General features: G+C 68.3%; 13 protein-coding genes. 11 read left to right on the plus strand and 2 right to left on the minus strand.

Annotated elements, in window-relative coordinates:
• The first annotated feature begins 239 nt into the window (after positions 1 to 239).
• From AB4Y64_RS07090 to AB4Y64_RS07130, 9 genes are all read left to right on the plus strand, one after another.
• Positions 240 to 437, plus strand: coding sequence for a hypothetical protein (locus AB4Y64_RS07090; RefSeq protein ID WP_441815729.1), 198 nt, complete (start codon positions 240 to 242; stop codon positions 435 to 437).
• Between the two features lie 44 nt (positions 438 to 481).
• Positions 482 to 667, plus strand: coding sequence for a hypothetical protein (locus AB4Y64_RS07095; protein WP_441815730.1), 186 nt, complete (start codon positions 482 to 484; stop codon positions 665 to 667).
• A 350-nt stretch (positions 668 to 1,017) separates the two neighbouring features.
• Positions 1,018 to 1,377, plus strand: coding sequence for a hotdog fold thioesterase (locus AB4Y64_RS07100; RefSeq protein WP_441815858.1), 360 nt, complete (start codon positions 1,018 to 1,020; stop codon positions 1,375 to 1,377).
• A 295-nt stretch (positions 1,378 to 1,672) separates the two neighbouring features.
• Positions 1,673 to 4,060, plus strand: a complete 2,388-nt coding sequence (locus AB4Y64_RS07105; RefSeq protein ID WP_441815859.1) for a glycoside hydrolase family 3 N-terminal domain-containing protein — start codon at positions 1,673 to 1,675, stop codon at positions 4,058 to 4,060.
• A 180-nt stretch (positions 4,061 to 4,240) separates the two neighbouring features.
• The gene (locus tag AB4Y64_RS07110; protein ID WP_441815731.1) at positions 4,241 to 5,047 is read left to right on the plus strand and encodes a lysophospholipid acyltransferase family protein; all 807 of its coding nucleotides are present in this window, start codon (positions 4,241 to 4,243) and stop codon (positions 5,045 to 5,047) included.
• Positions 5,048 to 5,102: 55 nt separating this feature from the next.
• Entirely contained in the window at positions 5,103 to 6,095 is a 993-nt protein-coding gene (locus AB4Y64_RS07115) for a YheT family hydrolase (RefSeq protein WP_441815732.1), read from the plus strand.
• A 160-nt stretch (positions 6,096 to 6,255) separates the two neighbouring features.
• Entirely contained in the window at positions 6,256 to 8,322 is a 2,067-nt protein-coding gene (locus AB4Y64_RS07120) for a tetratricopeptide repeat protein (protein ID WP_441815733.1), read from the plus strand.
• 22 nt (positions 8,323 to 8,344) lie between these two features.
• Positions 8,345 to 8,971, plus strand: a complete 627-nt coding sequence (locus tag AB4Y64_RS07125) for a YbhB/YbcL family Raf kinase inhibitor-like protein (RefSeq protein ID WP_441815734.1) — start codon at positions 8,345 to 8,347, stop codon at positions 8,969 to 8,971.
• Between the two features lie 48 nt (positions 8,972 to 9,019).
• Complete coding sequence (locus AB4Y64_RS07130; RefSeq protein ID WP_441815735.1) at positions 9,020 to 10,096, plus strand: diguanylate cyclase; 1,077 nt, start codon at positions 9,020 to 9,022, stop codon at positions 10,094 to 10,096.
• Between the two features lie 12 nt (positions 10,097 to 10,108).
• On the opposite strand, the gene AB4Y64_RS07135 is transcribed toward AB4Y64_RS07130, so the two are convergent.
• Together AB4Y64_RS07135 and AB4Y64_RS07140 are read right to left on the minus strand one after the other, a co-directional pair.
• Positions 10,109 to 10,948, minus strand: a complete 840-nt coding sequence (locus AB4Y64_RS07135; RefSeq protein ID WP_441815736.1) for a DUF4377 domain-containing protein — start codon at positions 10,946 to 10,948, stop codon at positions 10,109 to 10,111.
• A gap of 83 nt (positions 10,949 to 11,031) precedes the next feature.
• On the minus strand, positions 11,032 to 11,886 hold the full coding sequence (locus AB4Y64_RS07140; protein ID WP_441815737.1) for an undecaprenyl-diphosphate phosphatase: 855 nt from the start codon (positions 11,884 to 11,886) through the stop codon (positions 11,032 to 11,034).
• 265 nt (positions 11,887 to 12,151) lie between these two features.
• On the opposite strand from AB4Y64_RS07140, the gene glnA reads away from it, so the two are divergent.
• Both glnA and AB4Y64_RS07150 read left to right on the plus strand, forming a co-directional pair.
• Positions 12,152 to 13,561, plus strand: coding sequence for a type I glutamate--ammonia ligase (gene glnA, locus AB4Y64_RS07145; RefSeq protein ID WP_441815738.1), 1,410 nt, complete (start codon positions 12,152 to 12,154; stop codon positions 13,559 to 13,561).
• 236 nt (positions 13,562 to 13,797) lie between these two features.
• Positions 13,798 to 14,556 carry a TorF family putative porin gene (locus AB4Y64_RS07150; protein WP_441815739.1) on the plus strand — a complete coding sequence of 253 codons (759 nt, stop codon included), beginning with the start codon at positions 13,798 to 13,800 and terminating at the stop codon, positions 14,554 to 14,556.
• The last annotated feature ends 39 nt before the right edge of the window (positions 14,557 to 14,595 follow it).

The raw sequence follows: 14,595 nt of genomic DNA on the forward strand, positions 1-14,595 counted from the left end.
CCCCGTTGGCCCGGATCGGGCCCCTCCAGCCCGGCAGCCGCGCCCCGGGCCCGGACCCCTGCCATCAGTCATGGCAACGGTTCGCTCCAAATAGCTATCTATATCAGCAAGTTCCGAATGTGGTCCCGCTTCACCAGGTAGGTCTTAGGTGGGGTGACTTCTGGCCCATGGCGGAATAGATCTGGTGTTGTAGTCTACCAACACACCAAGTCACTCCCCCGCTGACACAGGACACCGCCATGAACGCCATCCGCCTCTCCAGCCTGTTTGCCAAGTCGGTAGCCCCGGCCCGCCTGACCGCCAACCTGCTTACCGCCGCCCCGGCCCGCCAGCATCGCGAACGCGATTTCGGCATCGGCTACGGCAACAGCAGCGGCTACGCCAGCAACCGCCGCTACACCTCCGAATGGGGCCCGACGCGCTTCCGTTGCGCCTGACCGCACCTCGCCACACCGCACCACCTCTTCGCCAGGATCACGCCATGAACGCCTTCACCCGCACCCCGACCGTCCCCGCCACTGCCACGCGCTCGAACGTTGTTCCGATGCCGCAGCGCCATGTTCACCGCGAGCGCGACTTTGGCGTCGGCTACGGCAACAGCAGCGGCTACGCCAGCAACCGTCGCTATGCCCAGGACTGGATGCAGCCGCGCTTCCGTTGCGCGTGATTGGCCCGGACGTGATCGCAACGAATGAAAAAAACGGATGACGCACCCCATCGCGCTGTAGCACCACCGGCAACACCGCAACACACAACGGTACTTCCCGCTTCCCCCTGGCCCGGGGCCGGCACGTCGGACTCTCTCCGTGGCGACGTGCCGTCCACCGGGCCCATTTTTTCCTCCGCGGGCGCACGCCTCGCGACTGTCGCCTGAGCTACCGCAACGGCTGGCTGCCACTGCCCCCGCTGGGCTAATGTGGCGCAATGAGCGACGACACTTCCCCCGCACCGCAGCGCTCGCCTTTCCGCGGCGTTCCCGACCTGGCCGAACTCAACGCGCTGTCCAAGGGCACCGCGATGGAACCGCTGGGCATCGTCTTCACCCAGATCGGCAACGACTTCGTGCGCGGCACGATGCCGGTCGACCAGCGCACCCGCCAGCCGTACGGACTGCTGCACGGCGGCGCCTCGGTCCTGCTCGCCGAAACGCTGGGCAGCAGTGCCGGCAACCTGTGCGTCGGCGACGACGAAGTCTGCGTCGGCATCGAGATCAACGCCAACCACCTGCGCGCCGCCCGCGATGGCATCGTCACCGGCACCGCGCGCCCGATCCACATCGGCGCCCGCACCCAGGTCTGGGACATCCGCATCGAAGACGAACGCGGCCGCCTGGTCTGCATCTCACGCCTGACCCTGGCCGTGGTCGCCCGCACCTAGCTGCAGCGCCCACTCCCCCCGCCAGCACACCCCGCTAGACCAAGGGTTGATTGACGCAGCAGGCACGAGGGCCGCAGTCTTGCCCCGCCAGCGAAAGCGCCTGGTGTGGGGATCACGGAGACGGCCCTTGGACACTGCAGCAACCGCGGCGTGCCCGCGCACGAAGCGAATCTGGCTCTGCCTGCTGGCCGCGGGACTGGCGACAGGCGCCGGCGCCGTCATTGCCGCCGACGACAGCGCCATCCATCCCGAGCGCTGGCCGAAGGTGGCGCGCGCGTTGCCAGTGGACCGCGCGATGGAGCGCCGCATCGACAAACTGCTGGCGTCGATGACGCTGGAAGAAAAAGTCGGCCAGATCGTCCAGGGCGACATCGCCAGCCTCACGCCTGACGACGTCCGCAAGTACCGCCTCGGGTCCGTGCTCGCCGGTGGCAACTCCGATCCGGGAGGCAAGTACAACGCCGCCCCCGCAGAGTGGCTCGCGCTGTCCGATGCCTTCTACGAAGCCTCGATGGACACCAGCGGCGGCGGCAAGGCCATTCCCATCCTGTTCGGCATCGACGCCGTGCACGGACAGAGCAACGTCGTCGGCGCCACCGTGTTTCCGCACAATATCGCCCTTGGCGCTGCCCGCGACCCCGAGCTGATCCGCCAGATCGGCCGCATCACCGCCATCGAGACCCGCGTCACCGGCATGGAGTGGGCGTTCGCACCCACCGTGGCCGTGCCGCAGGACGACCGATGGGGGCGCTCGTACGAAGGCTATTCCGAACAGCCGCAAGTCGTCGCCGCGTACTCTGCCGCGATGGTCGAAGGCCTGCAGGGCAAGCCCGGCACGCCGGGCTTCCTCGACGGCCAGCATGTGATCTCCTCGGTCAAGCACTACCTCGGCGACGGCGGCACCGCCGACGGCAAGGACCAGGGCGACAACCAGTCCAGCGAGGATGTGCTGCGCGACGTCCACGGCGCCGGCTATCCCACCGCGATAGCGATCGGCGCGCAGGCGGTGATGACTTCCTTCAGCAGCTGGCACGGCACCAAGCTCGCCGCCGACAAACCCCTGATCACCGACGTCCTCAAAGGGCGGATGAACTTCGACGGTTTCGTCGTCACCGACTGGAACGCCCACGGCCAGGTCCCGGGCTGCAGCAACGACCGCTGCCCCGAAGTGATCGCCGCCGGCATCGACATGGTGATGGCGCCCGATACCTGGAAAGGCATCTACGAAAGCACGCTGGCGGCGGCCCAGTCCGGCGAGCTGCCGCGCGCGCGCCTGGACGATGCCGTGCGCCGCGTGTTGCGGGTGAAGTACCGCCTCGGCCTGTTCGACGCCGGCAAGCCGTCGCAGCGGCCGCTCGGCGGCAAGTTCGAACTGCTTGGCGCGCCCGGACACCGGGCGGTCGCGCGCCAGGCCGTGCGCGAATCGCTGGTGCTGCTGAAGAACGACCACCGCGTGCTGCCGCTCGATCCCAAACGCGACCTGCTCGTGGCCGGCGACGGCGCCAACGACATGGGCAAGCAGAGCGGCGGCTGGACACTCAACTGGCAGGGCGTGGGCAGCACGCGAGCGGACTTCCCCAACGGCGAGACGATCTGGGAAGGCATCGACAAAGCCGTGCGCAGCGCCGGTGGCCACGCCGAACTGGCCATCGACGGCCGCTACACGCGCAAGCCCGGCGCCGCGATCGTCGTCTTCGGCGAGGATCCGTATGCCGAATTCCAGGGCGACATTCCAACGCTCTGGTACAAGCCGGGCGACGATCGCGACCTGCAACTGATCCAGCGCCTGAAGGCCGAAGGCATCCCGGTCGTGGCGGTGTTCCTCAGCGGCCGGCCGTTGTGGATGAACCGCGAGATCAACGCCGCCGACGCGTTCGTCGCCGCCTGGCTGCCCGGCAGCGAAGGCGGCGGCATCGCCGACGTGCTGCTGCGCGGCGCCGACGGCAAGCTCGCCCACGACTTCAAGGGCAAGCTCGGCTTCTCGTGGCCGCGCCGCGCCGACCAGTACGCCAACAACGTTGGCCAGCCGGACTATTCACCGCAGTTCGCCTTCGGCTTCGGCCTGACCTATGGCGATGACGGCACCCTGGCGGCATTGCCGGAAGAGCCGGGCGTTTCCGCGGCGATGGGGCGGCCGGGCGTGTACTACGCCCGCGGCGTGCTGACGCCTGGCATCGTGATGCGGCTGCAGGGCGCCAAGGGCGCGGCGGTCGACGTCGCCGCCTTGCCGGCCGCGTCGCCCGACGGCAGCGTGCGCGTGCGCGCAATCGACCACCTGGCCCAGGAAGATGCCCGCCGCGTCGAATGGACCGGTAGCGGCGAGGCCACCGTGTCGCTGCATTCCGACGCCGCCAAGGACCTCACCCGCGAAACCAACGGCGATGTGATGCTGGTGCTGACGGTACGCGCCGATGCGCCGGGCGATGTGTCCGTCGGCGTGGGTTGCGGCCCGGGCTGCGGCGCGCAGCTGCCGCTGGCCGAGTCGCTGGCCAGCCTCGAACCCGCGCGCTGGACCACGCTCGGCATCCCGCTGAAGTGCTTCGCCGCGGCCGGCGCGGACACCTCGAAGCTCGACACCCTGATCAGCCTGCGGGCGAAGGGCAAGGCGCAGCTGTCGCTGTCGAAGGTGGCATTGGGCGCGCAGGGCGACGCCGAGAAGGTGATGGCGTGCGCGCTGAAATGATCGCGCTGGAATGTTCGCGTTGAAATGACCTGACGCGATTGCCGCAGGGGCGGGGTTGCTGGCGACCCCGTCCCGCGATGCGGTCGACCGGCCGTGGCGGCCATTCACCCCCGCAACATCCATCGACGTATGGCGAAACAGTTCTGGCCGCAGCGACATCGCTTCGGTATCGTGCCATCAATGAATGCGCCGTCCCCCCATGCCGGCGCGACGGCGCCGACCGCGGCGCCCGCCGCGCGCGCCCTCCGTTATCTCATCCGCGTGCCGCTGCTGGTGTGGCACATCCTCGTCGACCTGCCGCTGGTGCTGCTGCTTGGCACACCGCTGACAGCAGGCGTGCGCGTCGGCAACGAGAACCTGGCCCATCGCGCGATCCGCGCCTGGTCTGCCGGCCTGATGTGGATCTTCGGCTTCCGCCTGCGCCGCTACGGCGAACCTCTGCCCGGCGCGGCGATGTTCGTCGCCAACCATGTCAGCTGGATCGACATCGAGACCCTGCACAGCCAGCGCATGATGGGCTTCGTCGCCAAGCGCGAGATCGAGGGCTGGCCGGTGGTGGGCTGGCTGGCTTCGCGCGGCGAGACCATCTTCCATTCGCGCGGCAGCACCGAATCGCTCGGCGGCGTCCTGCACGAGATGCTGGCGCGACTGCGCGGCGGCCGTTCGGTTGGCGTGTTCCCAGAGGGCGGCACTCGCGGCGGTCGTGAGATCGGCCCGTTCCATGCCCGCATCTTCCTGGCCGCGGTCGAAGCCGGAGTCCCCGTGCAGCCGGTCGCGCTGCGCTACGGCGAGGGCGGCCAGGCCCAGCAGGTAGTCGCGTTCCAGCCCGGCGAGAGCTTCCTGGGCAACTTCGTGCGCCTGCTCGGCGAGCCGACGCGGCTGGCCGAAGTGCATTTCCTCGAACCGATCGCGCCTGGCCAGGCCGACGGACGCCGCCGTCTTGCCGATCTGGCCCGATCGCGCATTGTCGAGGCCATGACGAGTTGAAGAGTACGTTGGGTTTAGTGGGCGCACTCGAATTCGTACCGCTATGGTCCCAGGCATGCTGACCGCCGCCGATTACCAACCACCCCGCTGGTTGCGCAACGCGCACGTACAGTCCGCGCTCGGTTCCAGTGTGCTGCGTCGCCGCCATGGCGAACGCAGCCTGGCCGAGTTGGGCGCAGTGAGCAGCGAACACCTGATCGACGCCGGCGACGCCCGCCTGCACGGCCTGCACAGCGTCATGCCCGATCGCGAGTCGCGCGGCCTGGTGCTGCTGCTGCACGGCTGGGAGGGCAGCGTCGATTCCAGCTACATGCGCCTGACCGCGGTGCAGCTGCTGAAGGCCGGATTCGAAGTGTTCCGCCTCAACTTCCGCGACCACGGCAACACCCATCACCTCAACGAAGGGCTGTTCCATTCCAACCGCATCGACGAAGTCGTGCGCGCGGCGGTGGAAGTGGCGCGCCGTTTCCCGGGCCGGCCGATGGCCGTGGCCGGCTATTCGCTCGGCGGCAACTTCGCCCTGCGCCTGGCGCTGCGCGCGCCGGACGCCGGCCTGGCGCTGACCCACGTGGCGGCGGTATGCCCGGTGCTCGATCCGGCCCGCACGATGGAGCAGATGGAGCAGGGCCTGCCGTTGTACCTGTGGTACTTCGAGCGCAAATGGCGCGGCTCGCTGGCGCGCAAGCGCGAGCTGTTCCCGCAGGTGCATGCCTTCGACGATGAGGTCCTGGGCTTGCGCATGCGACCGCTGACGCAGTGGATGGTCGAGCGCCACACCGACTTCGGCACCCTCGAGCGCTATTTCGACGGGTATTCGATCGCCGGCGACCGCCTGACCGCGCTGCAGGTCCCGGCCAGCATCCTCATGGCGCAGGACGACCCGGTGATTCCGGTGGCGGGATTCCACGCCCTGACCCTGCCGCGCAGCGCGGCGCTGGAAATCGCACCCTGGGGCGGCCATTGCGGCTTCCTCGAAGGCGCCACCCTCGACGGCTTTGCCGAACGCTGGATCGCCCAGCGCATGCTCGACGCGGCCGACAGCGCCTGAAGGACCGGGCCTGGCCGGCCCCCGGCCCCCGAAATCGCGCCGCCGCGCCCCGGCGCGGCTCAAGTCCCCGCCGCAACTGCCGATAAACCCCTGTTGGCAGGCCGGGCATGGCGCCTGCTGCCGCTACAATCGCGCTTTCGCCTGAATCATCGAGCAGTCCATGTACGAACCGATCATTGACGCACTGCGCCGCGGCGTGGCCAGCGAAGCGCTCAGCGCCGCGCGCGACGCCATCGCCGCGCAACCGCAGGACGCCACCGCGCACCGCCTGCTCGCCGCTGCACTGCGCCTGGACGGCGACCGCGAAGGCGCGCTTGCCGCCATTGGCCAGGCCATCGAGCTGGCGCCTGACGACGCCAACCTGCACCTGGAGCGCGCCGGCCTGCTGCTGACCGAACGCCAGCTCGACGAAGCCCAGGCTGCGCTGGCCCGCGCCACCGGACTGGATCCGAACCAGTTCCCGGCCTACATCATCCAGGCCCACCTGGCGATCGGCCGCGCCGACCTGAACGAGGCCGAGCGCCTGATCCGCACCGCAGCGCGCATCGCCCCCGAGCACCCGCACGTGGCCGCGGTCGAAGGCACCCTGGCGCTGCGCCGCGGCGAACCCGACCGCGCCCTGGCGATCCTCAGCGGCGCCGCCGAGCGCGCCCCGGGCGACGCCCAGCTGCGCCATGCGCTCGCCTTCGCCTACCTCGGCAAGGGCCATTACGCTTTCGCCGAGCAGGCCTTCCGCAGCCTGCTCGAGGGCGATCCGGGTTCGCGCCCGCTGCGCCTGATGGTCGCCAACCTGATGCGCCTGCAATCGCGTCCGGGCGAGGCTGCCGACGAACTGGCGCCGCTGCTCGACGGCGAGACCGGCACGCCGGGCATGCATCGCCTGGTCGGTGAGCTGGAACTGGATGCCGGCCGCAACGAACGCGCGCTGCCGCGCCTGCGCCAGGCCTTCCTCGCCCAGCCGCTGGACCGCCGCGGCATCCTGCCGCTGATCGAAGCCTGGCGCCGCCTGGAGCTGCTCGATGAAGCCCGCACCACGATCGACTCGGTCCTGCTCGAGCACCCGCAGGCGCCCGACCTGTGGCGCGCGCGCCTGCTGTTCGAGGAATTCGCCAGCGACGCGGCACGCGAAGTGATCGCGCGCTGGCGCGAGGCGATGCCCGACTTCGTGCCGGCGCTGGAAGCACAGACCACCCTGCACGACCAGGCCGGCGAGCCGGAACTGGCCTACGCCACCGCGCAGCGCATCACCGAACTGCAGCCGGGCCACACCATGGCCGAGCTGCGCATCATCGACCAGCTGCTGCGCAGCGACCCCGACGCCGCGGTCCTGCGCGTGGAAGGCCTGCTTGCACAGGCGCCGGACCCGAACGTGAAGCGCAGCCTGCGCCAGCTGCTGGGCCGTTGCTTCGACGCCGCCGGCCAGCCCGATGCCGCCGCCGCGACCTGGGCCGAGCTGCACGCCGAGGTTGTCGGCGAGCGCCTGCCGCTGCCGCAGCCGAGCGCGCCGATCACGCAGTGGCCGGAACTGGCGCCGCTGCCGGATCCGGCCCCGGGCGTGCTGCTGCTGTGGGGCGCGCCGGGCTCGCTGGTCGAATACATCGCCGCGACCATCAAGCACTCCGCCGCGCCTTTGCTGGTGGACCGCTTCGGCGCGCAGCCGCCGACCGATCCGCTGCAGCGCTACGACACCGTGTCGGGCCTGCTCAACGGCTCGCTCGATCCGGCCTACCTGGTCAGCCTGTGGCGCGCCGGTCTGCCCGCGCGCGGCATCCACGATGGCAATGCCTTCGACTGGCTGCTGTGGTGGGACAACGCGCTGCTGCTGGGCCTGCGCCCGCAGCTGCCCGAGGCGGTGCTGATGGTGGCCGTGCGCGACCCGCGCGACATGCTGCTGGACTGGCTCGCCTTCGGTGGCCCGGTGCCGCTGGCGTTGGCCTCGCCGCTGGAAGGCGCGCGCTGGATGGCCAGGACGATGGAGCAGATCGCCGAGCTCAGCGAGCATGACCTGTTCCCGCATCGCCTGATCCGCATGGACGACGCCAACCCCGCCGGCATCGCCCAGGCGATCGCCGATGCGCTGGGTGCGAATGTGGCCGTCGCTCCGCAGCAGATGCTCGGCCCGCCCCACTTCCCCGCCGGTCACTGGCGCGACTTCCGCGACGCCCTGGCCGAGGAGTTCGCGGTGCTGACGCCGGTTGCGCAGCGCCTGGGCTATCGGGCGGAATGAACTGAAGCAAGGAGGACGATCCATGCACATCCGCAGCGACAGCTTCGAACACCGCCAGCGCCTGCCGGCCGAATTCGCCGCCGGCCAGGCCACGGCCGACGGTTTTGGTTTTGCGCCCAACCGCAATCCGCACCTGGCCTGGGGCGATGCCCCGGCGGGGACGAAGTCGTTCGTGCTGTTGTGCATCGATCCGGACGTGCCGACGGTGGCGGAGATGGTCGGCAAGCCCGGCGTGCTGATCCCGTCCGGGCAACCGCGGTGCGACTTCGTGCACTGGGCGATGGTCGACATTGGCGCCGGCGTCAGCCAGATCGTCGCCGGCAGCTGCAGCGACGGTGTCGTGCCGCACGGCAAGACCCGTCCGTCCGGACCGGCCGGCGCGCGCCAGGGCCTGAACGACTACACCGGCTGGTTCGCCGACGACGCCTCCATGGCGGGCGACTGGTACGGCTTCGACGGGCCGTTCCCGCCGCCGAACGATCTGCGCCTGCACCGTTACTTCTTCCGTCTGTTCGCCCTCGACATCGATCACCTGACCGTGCCGGACCGCTTCACCGCCGCGCAGGTGTTCGAGGCCATGCACGGCCACGTCCTGGACGAAGTCTCGATCTACGCAACGTATTCGCTCAATCCACAGGTCAAGGACTGATCGACCTGCCCGCCTGCGCGGGCAGACATCGCACCAGGGGGGGTTGCGATGCAGTACCAGGCAAAACTGGAATCGCTCGTCGAGGCCGTGCAGCAGCTGTCGCTGGCGCGCGACCTCGACAGCGTCGCCGCGATCGTGCGCGGCACCGCCCGCACCCTGGCCGGCTCTGACGGCGCGTCGCTGGTCCTGCGCGACGCCGGGCAGTGCTACTACTTCGACGAAGATGCGATCTCGCCGCTGTGGAAAGGCCAGCGCTTCCCGCTGAACCAGTGCATCAGCGGCTGGTGCATGCTCAACCGCACCGCGGTGGCGATCGAGGACATCTACGCCGATGATCGCATCCCGCACGCAGCGTACCGGCCAACGTTCGTCCGCAGCCTGCTGATGACGCCGATCCGCACGCTCGAGCCGATCGGCGCGATCGGCAGCTACTGGGCGGAGCACCACACGCCCAGCGCCGACGAGACCCACCTGCTGCAGACGCTGGCCAACGCAACATCGGTGGCGCTGGAGAACATCCAGATGCACGCCGATCTCGAACAGCGCGTGCTCGACCGCACCGAGGAGCTGGCGCGCACCAACCAGCTGCTGCGCGAGGAGATGGCCGAGCGTGAACGCGCCGAGCACGAAGTGCGCCTGCTGTCGCTGACCGACGAGCTGACCGGTCTGCACAATCGCCGCGGTTTCCAGCTGCTGGCGACGCAGGAACTGGAAGTGGTGCGGCGCCTGCAGCAGCCGTGTCGCCTGATCTTCATCGACCTCGACGGCCTCAAGCCGGTCAATGATCGCCACGGCCACGCCGCCGGCGACATCATGATCCGCCAGGCCGCCGAACTGCTGCGCGTGGTGTTCAGCGAAGCCGACGTGCTGGCACGCTGGGGTGGCGACGAGTTCGCCGTGCTCGCGCTCGACGCCATCGACGCGGCCAGCGTGCGCCGGCGGGTCGAGGTCGGCGCGGCACAGCTGGCGGCGATGCACGCCAACCAGCCCTATACGTTGTCGCTGAGCGTCGGCGTGATCGACCCGGCCGACACACCGGGTGCCAGCCTCGCCGAACTGCTGGTGCAGGCCGACGCGGCCATGTACGCGATCAAGGCCGGCAAGGCATCCCGCGTGCCGGCCTGATCTGCGCGCCAGTTACTTCTTGCTGGTCGCCACGTTCTCCGACTCGACCACCATGTCGAGCACGTAGGCGATCGATGAACCATCTGCCGGCGGGTTCTTGATCGTGTAGCGCTTCACGCGCACCACGTTGCGCACGCCATCGGTGTGCTCGTAGCCCTCGATGTCCTCGTACAGCGGCTGCCACTGGCCGGGCGTGCCGGTCTTGAGGCCATGATCGTCGTAGTGCAGCTCGCGTACCTGCAGGCACTGCTTGTTCGGGATCAGCGGATGGCTGCACGGCTTGGCCTGCGCGGCCACTTCCAGGAACGCCGTCTCGCCCGGGCCGCCGTAACGGGTTTCGGCCGTGGCCTCGCCGCGGAACGTCAGCACCTCGCCATCGGCGGAGGTCAGCGTCAGCTGCGACTGGCCGTCATTGCGCAGCGCGACCGTCTGCGCCGCTTCCAGGCGCTTGCCGATGGCCTGGTCCAGCGCCATCAGTTTCGGGTCGGTGCAGGCCATCAGCGTCGCGGCCATGCGTGCCACCTGCAGGCGGTCGCCGGTGAGCGTGTAGCCGCCGCCCATGCGGTTGCAGGCATTGCTCACGCTGACGCGGCCGTCGCGGAAGTCGAGTTGCAGCGGCTTGTCGGCGCGGGCGAACAGCGCCTCGATGGCCTGTCCCTTGGCGTCGACGGCTTTCTCGAGCCGCCAGTGCTGGCTGCCCAGCAGCGTCGCATCGATCGCGCTGACAGGCTCGGCCGGTGCCGCCACGACCGACGTCGGCGCAGCAGGTGGCGTCGCTGCTTCCGGCGGAGCCGGCGCCTTGGCGCAGGCGACGAGGGCCAGGGGAAGGGCGAGCATCACGAATCGTTTCATTGCGGTCTCCATTGCGGGTGCCAATGGGAACGCAACACGGCCTAAAACGGGGTGAAGGCGCACCGGCGCAAACCGGTGCCGGTTCAGCTTCCCGACGGCACCAGCAGGAGCAGCGTCGCGCCAAGCACGAGGCGATAGACCGCGAACGCGGTGAAGCGATGGCTCTGGATGTAGTGCAGCAGCCACTTCACCGCCACGAACGCGGTGATCGCCGAGGCGACGAATGCCACCGCCAGCGCGGTCCAGTCCTCATGCGCGGCTTCGCCATTGCCCAGCACGTGCAGCAACTCGTAACCGGTCGCCGCGAACATGGTCGGGATGCCCACCAGGAAGGCGAACTCGGTGGCCGCCGCACGCGAGGTGGTGCCGGCCAGCAGCGCGACGAAGATCGTCGCCGCCGAACGCGAGGTGCCCGGGAACACGCCGGCGACGACCTGGGCGATGCCGACCAGGATCGCCACCGTCCAGGTGATCGCGGCGCGCTCGCCGAGCTTCTCGGCGCGTTTGGCGGCGAAGTACTCGGCCGCCATCATCCACACGCCGCCGAGGATCAGCGCCCAGGCGATCGGAGTCACGTGGTCGGGCAGTTCGAAGCCCAGCTTCTTGACCACCAGGCCGAGCACTGCGGTCACGCCGAATGCCACGGCAAGCTTGAAGGCGTAGTCGCGGGCCTGTGCCGGCGTCAGCGCCGTGCCGGCCGGGCTGTGCCCGGCGCCGGCGCCGCGGCCGATGAAGCCCATCGCCAGGTCCCACAGCCGCTGCCGGTAGATCAGCACCACCGCGAGGATCGCGCCGGCCTGGATCGAGATGTTGAACAGATCGCTGCGGTGCCCGAGCCAGCGTTCGGCGATGAGCAGATGGCCGGTGCTGGAGATCGGCAGGAATTCGGTGATGCCTTCGATGATGCCGAGCAGCAGCGCGGCGAACAGGTCAGTCATGCAATGGGCCGTCAGGAAAACTGGGGTGGGAAAGGACGCGCGACGCGGCAGCATACCGGATGGGGCTCATGCACCCGGTTGAGGCAAGTCGCACTCGAAACCGCACCATGTTGGTGCGGTGGTACTGGCTGGACCCTGTCGAGTTCTTGAAAATCAACGACTTGCAGATCATGAAACATTGGCACGTTCATTGCTTTGATATAGACAAGTGCGGCCGACGCGGCCGAGTTTTTCCCAAGTAGCCATCCCCTGTCCCGGAGTACCCATGTCGCTCGAACACGTAGAAAAGCTGATCAAGGACCACAAGGTCGAATTCGTTGACCTGCGCTTCGTCGACATGCGCGGCGTGCAGCATCACGTCACCTTCCCCAAGTCGATCGTCGAGCCGGGCCTGTTCGAGGACGGCAAGATGTTCGACGGTTCCTCGATCAGCGGCTGGAAGGGCATCAACGAGTCCGACATGGTCCTGCTGCCGGACGCCAGCACCGCGTTCCTGGATCCGTTCACCGCCGATCCGACCCTGGTCCTGACCTGCGACATCCTCGACCCGGCGACCATGCAGGCCTACTCGCGCGATCCGCGCGGCGTCGCCAAGCGCGCCGAGGCCTTCCTCAAGTCCAGCGGCATCGCCGACCAGGCCTTCTTCGGCCCGGAGCCGGAATTCTTCATCTTCGACTCGGTCCGCTTCGCCAATGAAATGGGCCACACCTTCTTCCACATCGACTCGGAAGAAGCGCACTGGAACTCCGGCCGCGAATACGACGGTGGCAACACCGGCTACCGTCCCATGGTGAAGGGCGGCTACTTCCCGGTGGCACCGCTCGACTCGCTGCACGACCTGCGCGCCGAGATGTGCAAGACGCTGGAACTGGTCGGCATGGAAGTGGAAGTGCACCACCACGAAGTGGCCAACGCCGGCCAGTGCGAGATCGGCACCAAGTTCAACTCGCTGGTGAAGAAGGCCGACGAGCTGATGACGATGAAGTACGTCATCAAGAACGTCGCCCACCGCAACGGCAAGACCGCGACCTTCATGCCCAAGCCGATCGTTGGCGACAACGGCAGCGGCATGCACGTGCACCAGTCGCTGGCCAAGGGCGGCGTCAACCTGTTCACCGGCGACGGCTACGGCGGCCTGTCGCAGATGGCGCTGTGGTACATCGGCGGCATCTTCAAGCACGCCCGCGCGCTGAACGCCTTCACCAACTCGGGCACCAACAGCTACAAGCGCCTGGTGCCGGGCTACGAGGCCCCGGTGATGCTGGCCTACTCGGCCCGTAATCGTTCCGCCAGCTGCCGCATTCCGTTCGTGGCCAACCCGAAGGCACGCCGCATCGAGATCCGTTTCCCGGATCCGATCCAGTCGGGCTACCTGACCTTCGCCGCGCTGATGATGGCCGGCCTGGACGGCATCAAGAACCAGATCGACCCGGGCGCTCCGAGCGACAAGGACCTGTACGACCTGCCGCCGGAAGAAGAGAAGAACATCCCGACCGTGTGCCACAGCCTCGACCAGGCGCTGGAAGCACTCGACAAGGATCGCGACTTCCTCAAGGCCGGCGGCGTGTTCACCGACGACTTCATCGACGGCTACATCGCGCTGAAGATGCAGGAAGTGACCAAGTTCCGCGCGGCCACGCACCCGCTCGAATACCAGATGTACTACACCGTCTGACGCCCGACTCCCTCCCCCGCGAATGCAGGGGAGGGTTGGGGAGGGGCGCTCTTCGAGCCCCCTTCCAGCCAGCCACCGCTTCAACCAATCCATGAGGTAACCCAGATCGACGGGCTGCGCCCGCCGCAAGGCGAAGTGCGTCCCGGTGATGGCGCGGGAAACGACACCAACGTCCGCGTTGCAAGAGCACGAAGCAATGACCGGGGAGGGGCCACCGCTTATGAGGAGCCTGCGTCATGTCGTCTCGAACCACTGCAAGCAAGACCTGCGCTGCAACCATCGTCTCCATCGCGCTCGTCGGCATGGGAATGGCAAGCGCACACGCCGGCACGTCCGGCTCACTGGCATTGACCAGTGACTATCTCTTCCGCGGCATCTCGCAGAACAACCAGGAACCGGCCCTGCAGGGTGGCATCGAGTATGCCGCCGACAGTGGCTTCTACGTCGGCAGCTGGGGCAGCAATGTCAGCTGGCTATCCGACACGAACGTCTTCCCTGATTCGATCTCCAACAGCGTAGAGCTCGACTTCTACGGCGGCTATCGCGGCAAGATCGGCGAGTCCGTCGGCTTCGACGTCGGTGCGCTCTATTACTGGTATCCCGGCGACTACCCCTCGGGCTTCAACAGCCCCGACACCGGCGAGCTCTATTTCGGCATCAGCGCCGGAATCTTCGCCGCCAAGTACTCCTATGCCCTCACCGATCTGTTCGGCTACGCCGATTCGGATGGCAGCGGCTATCTCGACGCCGCGGTGAACTGGGAGTTCGTCCCGACGTGGACGCTCAACGCCCACGCCGGCAAGCAGTGGATCGAGAACAACGAGGACTTCGAATACGTCGACTGGAAGCTCGGCGTCACCAAGTCTTTCGACGGCGGCTTCGCCATTGCCCTTGCCTATCTCGACACCGATGCCGAAGAGGCGCTGTACACCAACCGCTACGGCAATTTCCTCGGCGAGGACACGGTGGTGCTGACCCTGACCAAGACCTTCTGAGGCGGGCGCATCCGAGATGAACCATCACAGACGAGCCAT

It is taken from the genome of Lysobacter sp. TAF61 (genome assembly GCF_052113485.1).
In the GTDB taxonomy this organism is placed as follows: Bacteria; Pseudomonadota; Gammaproteobacteria; order Xanthomonadales; family Xanthomonadaceae; genus Lysobacter_J.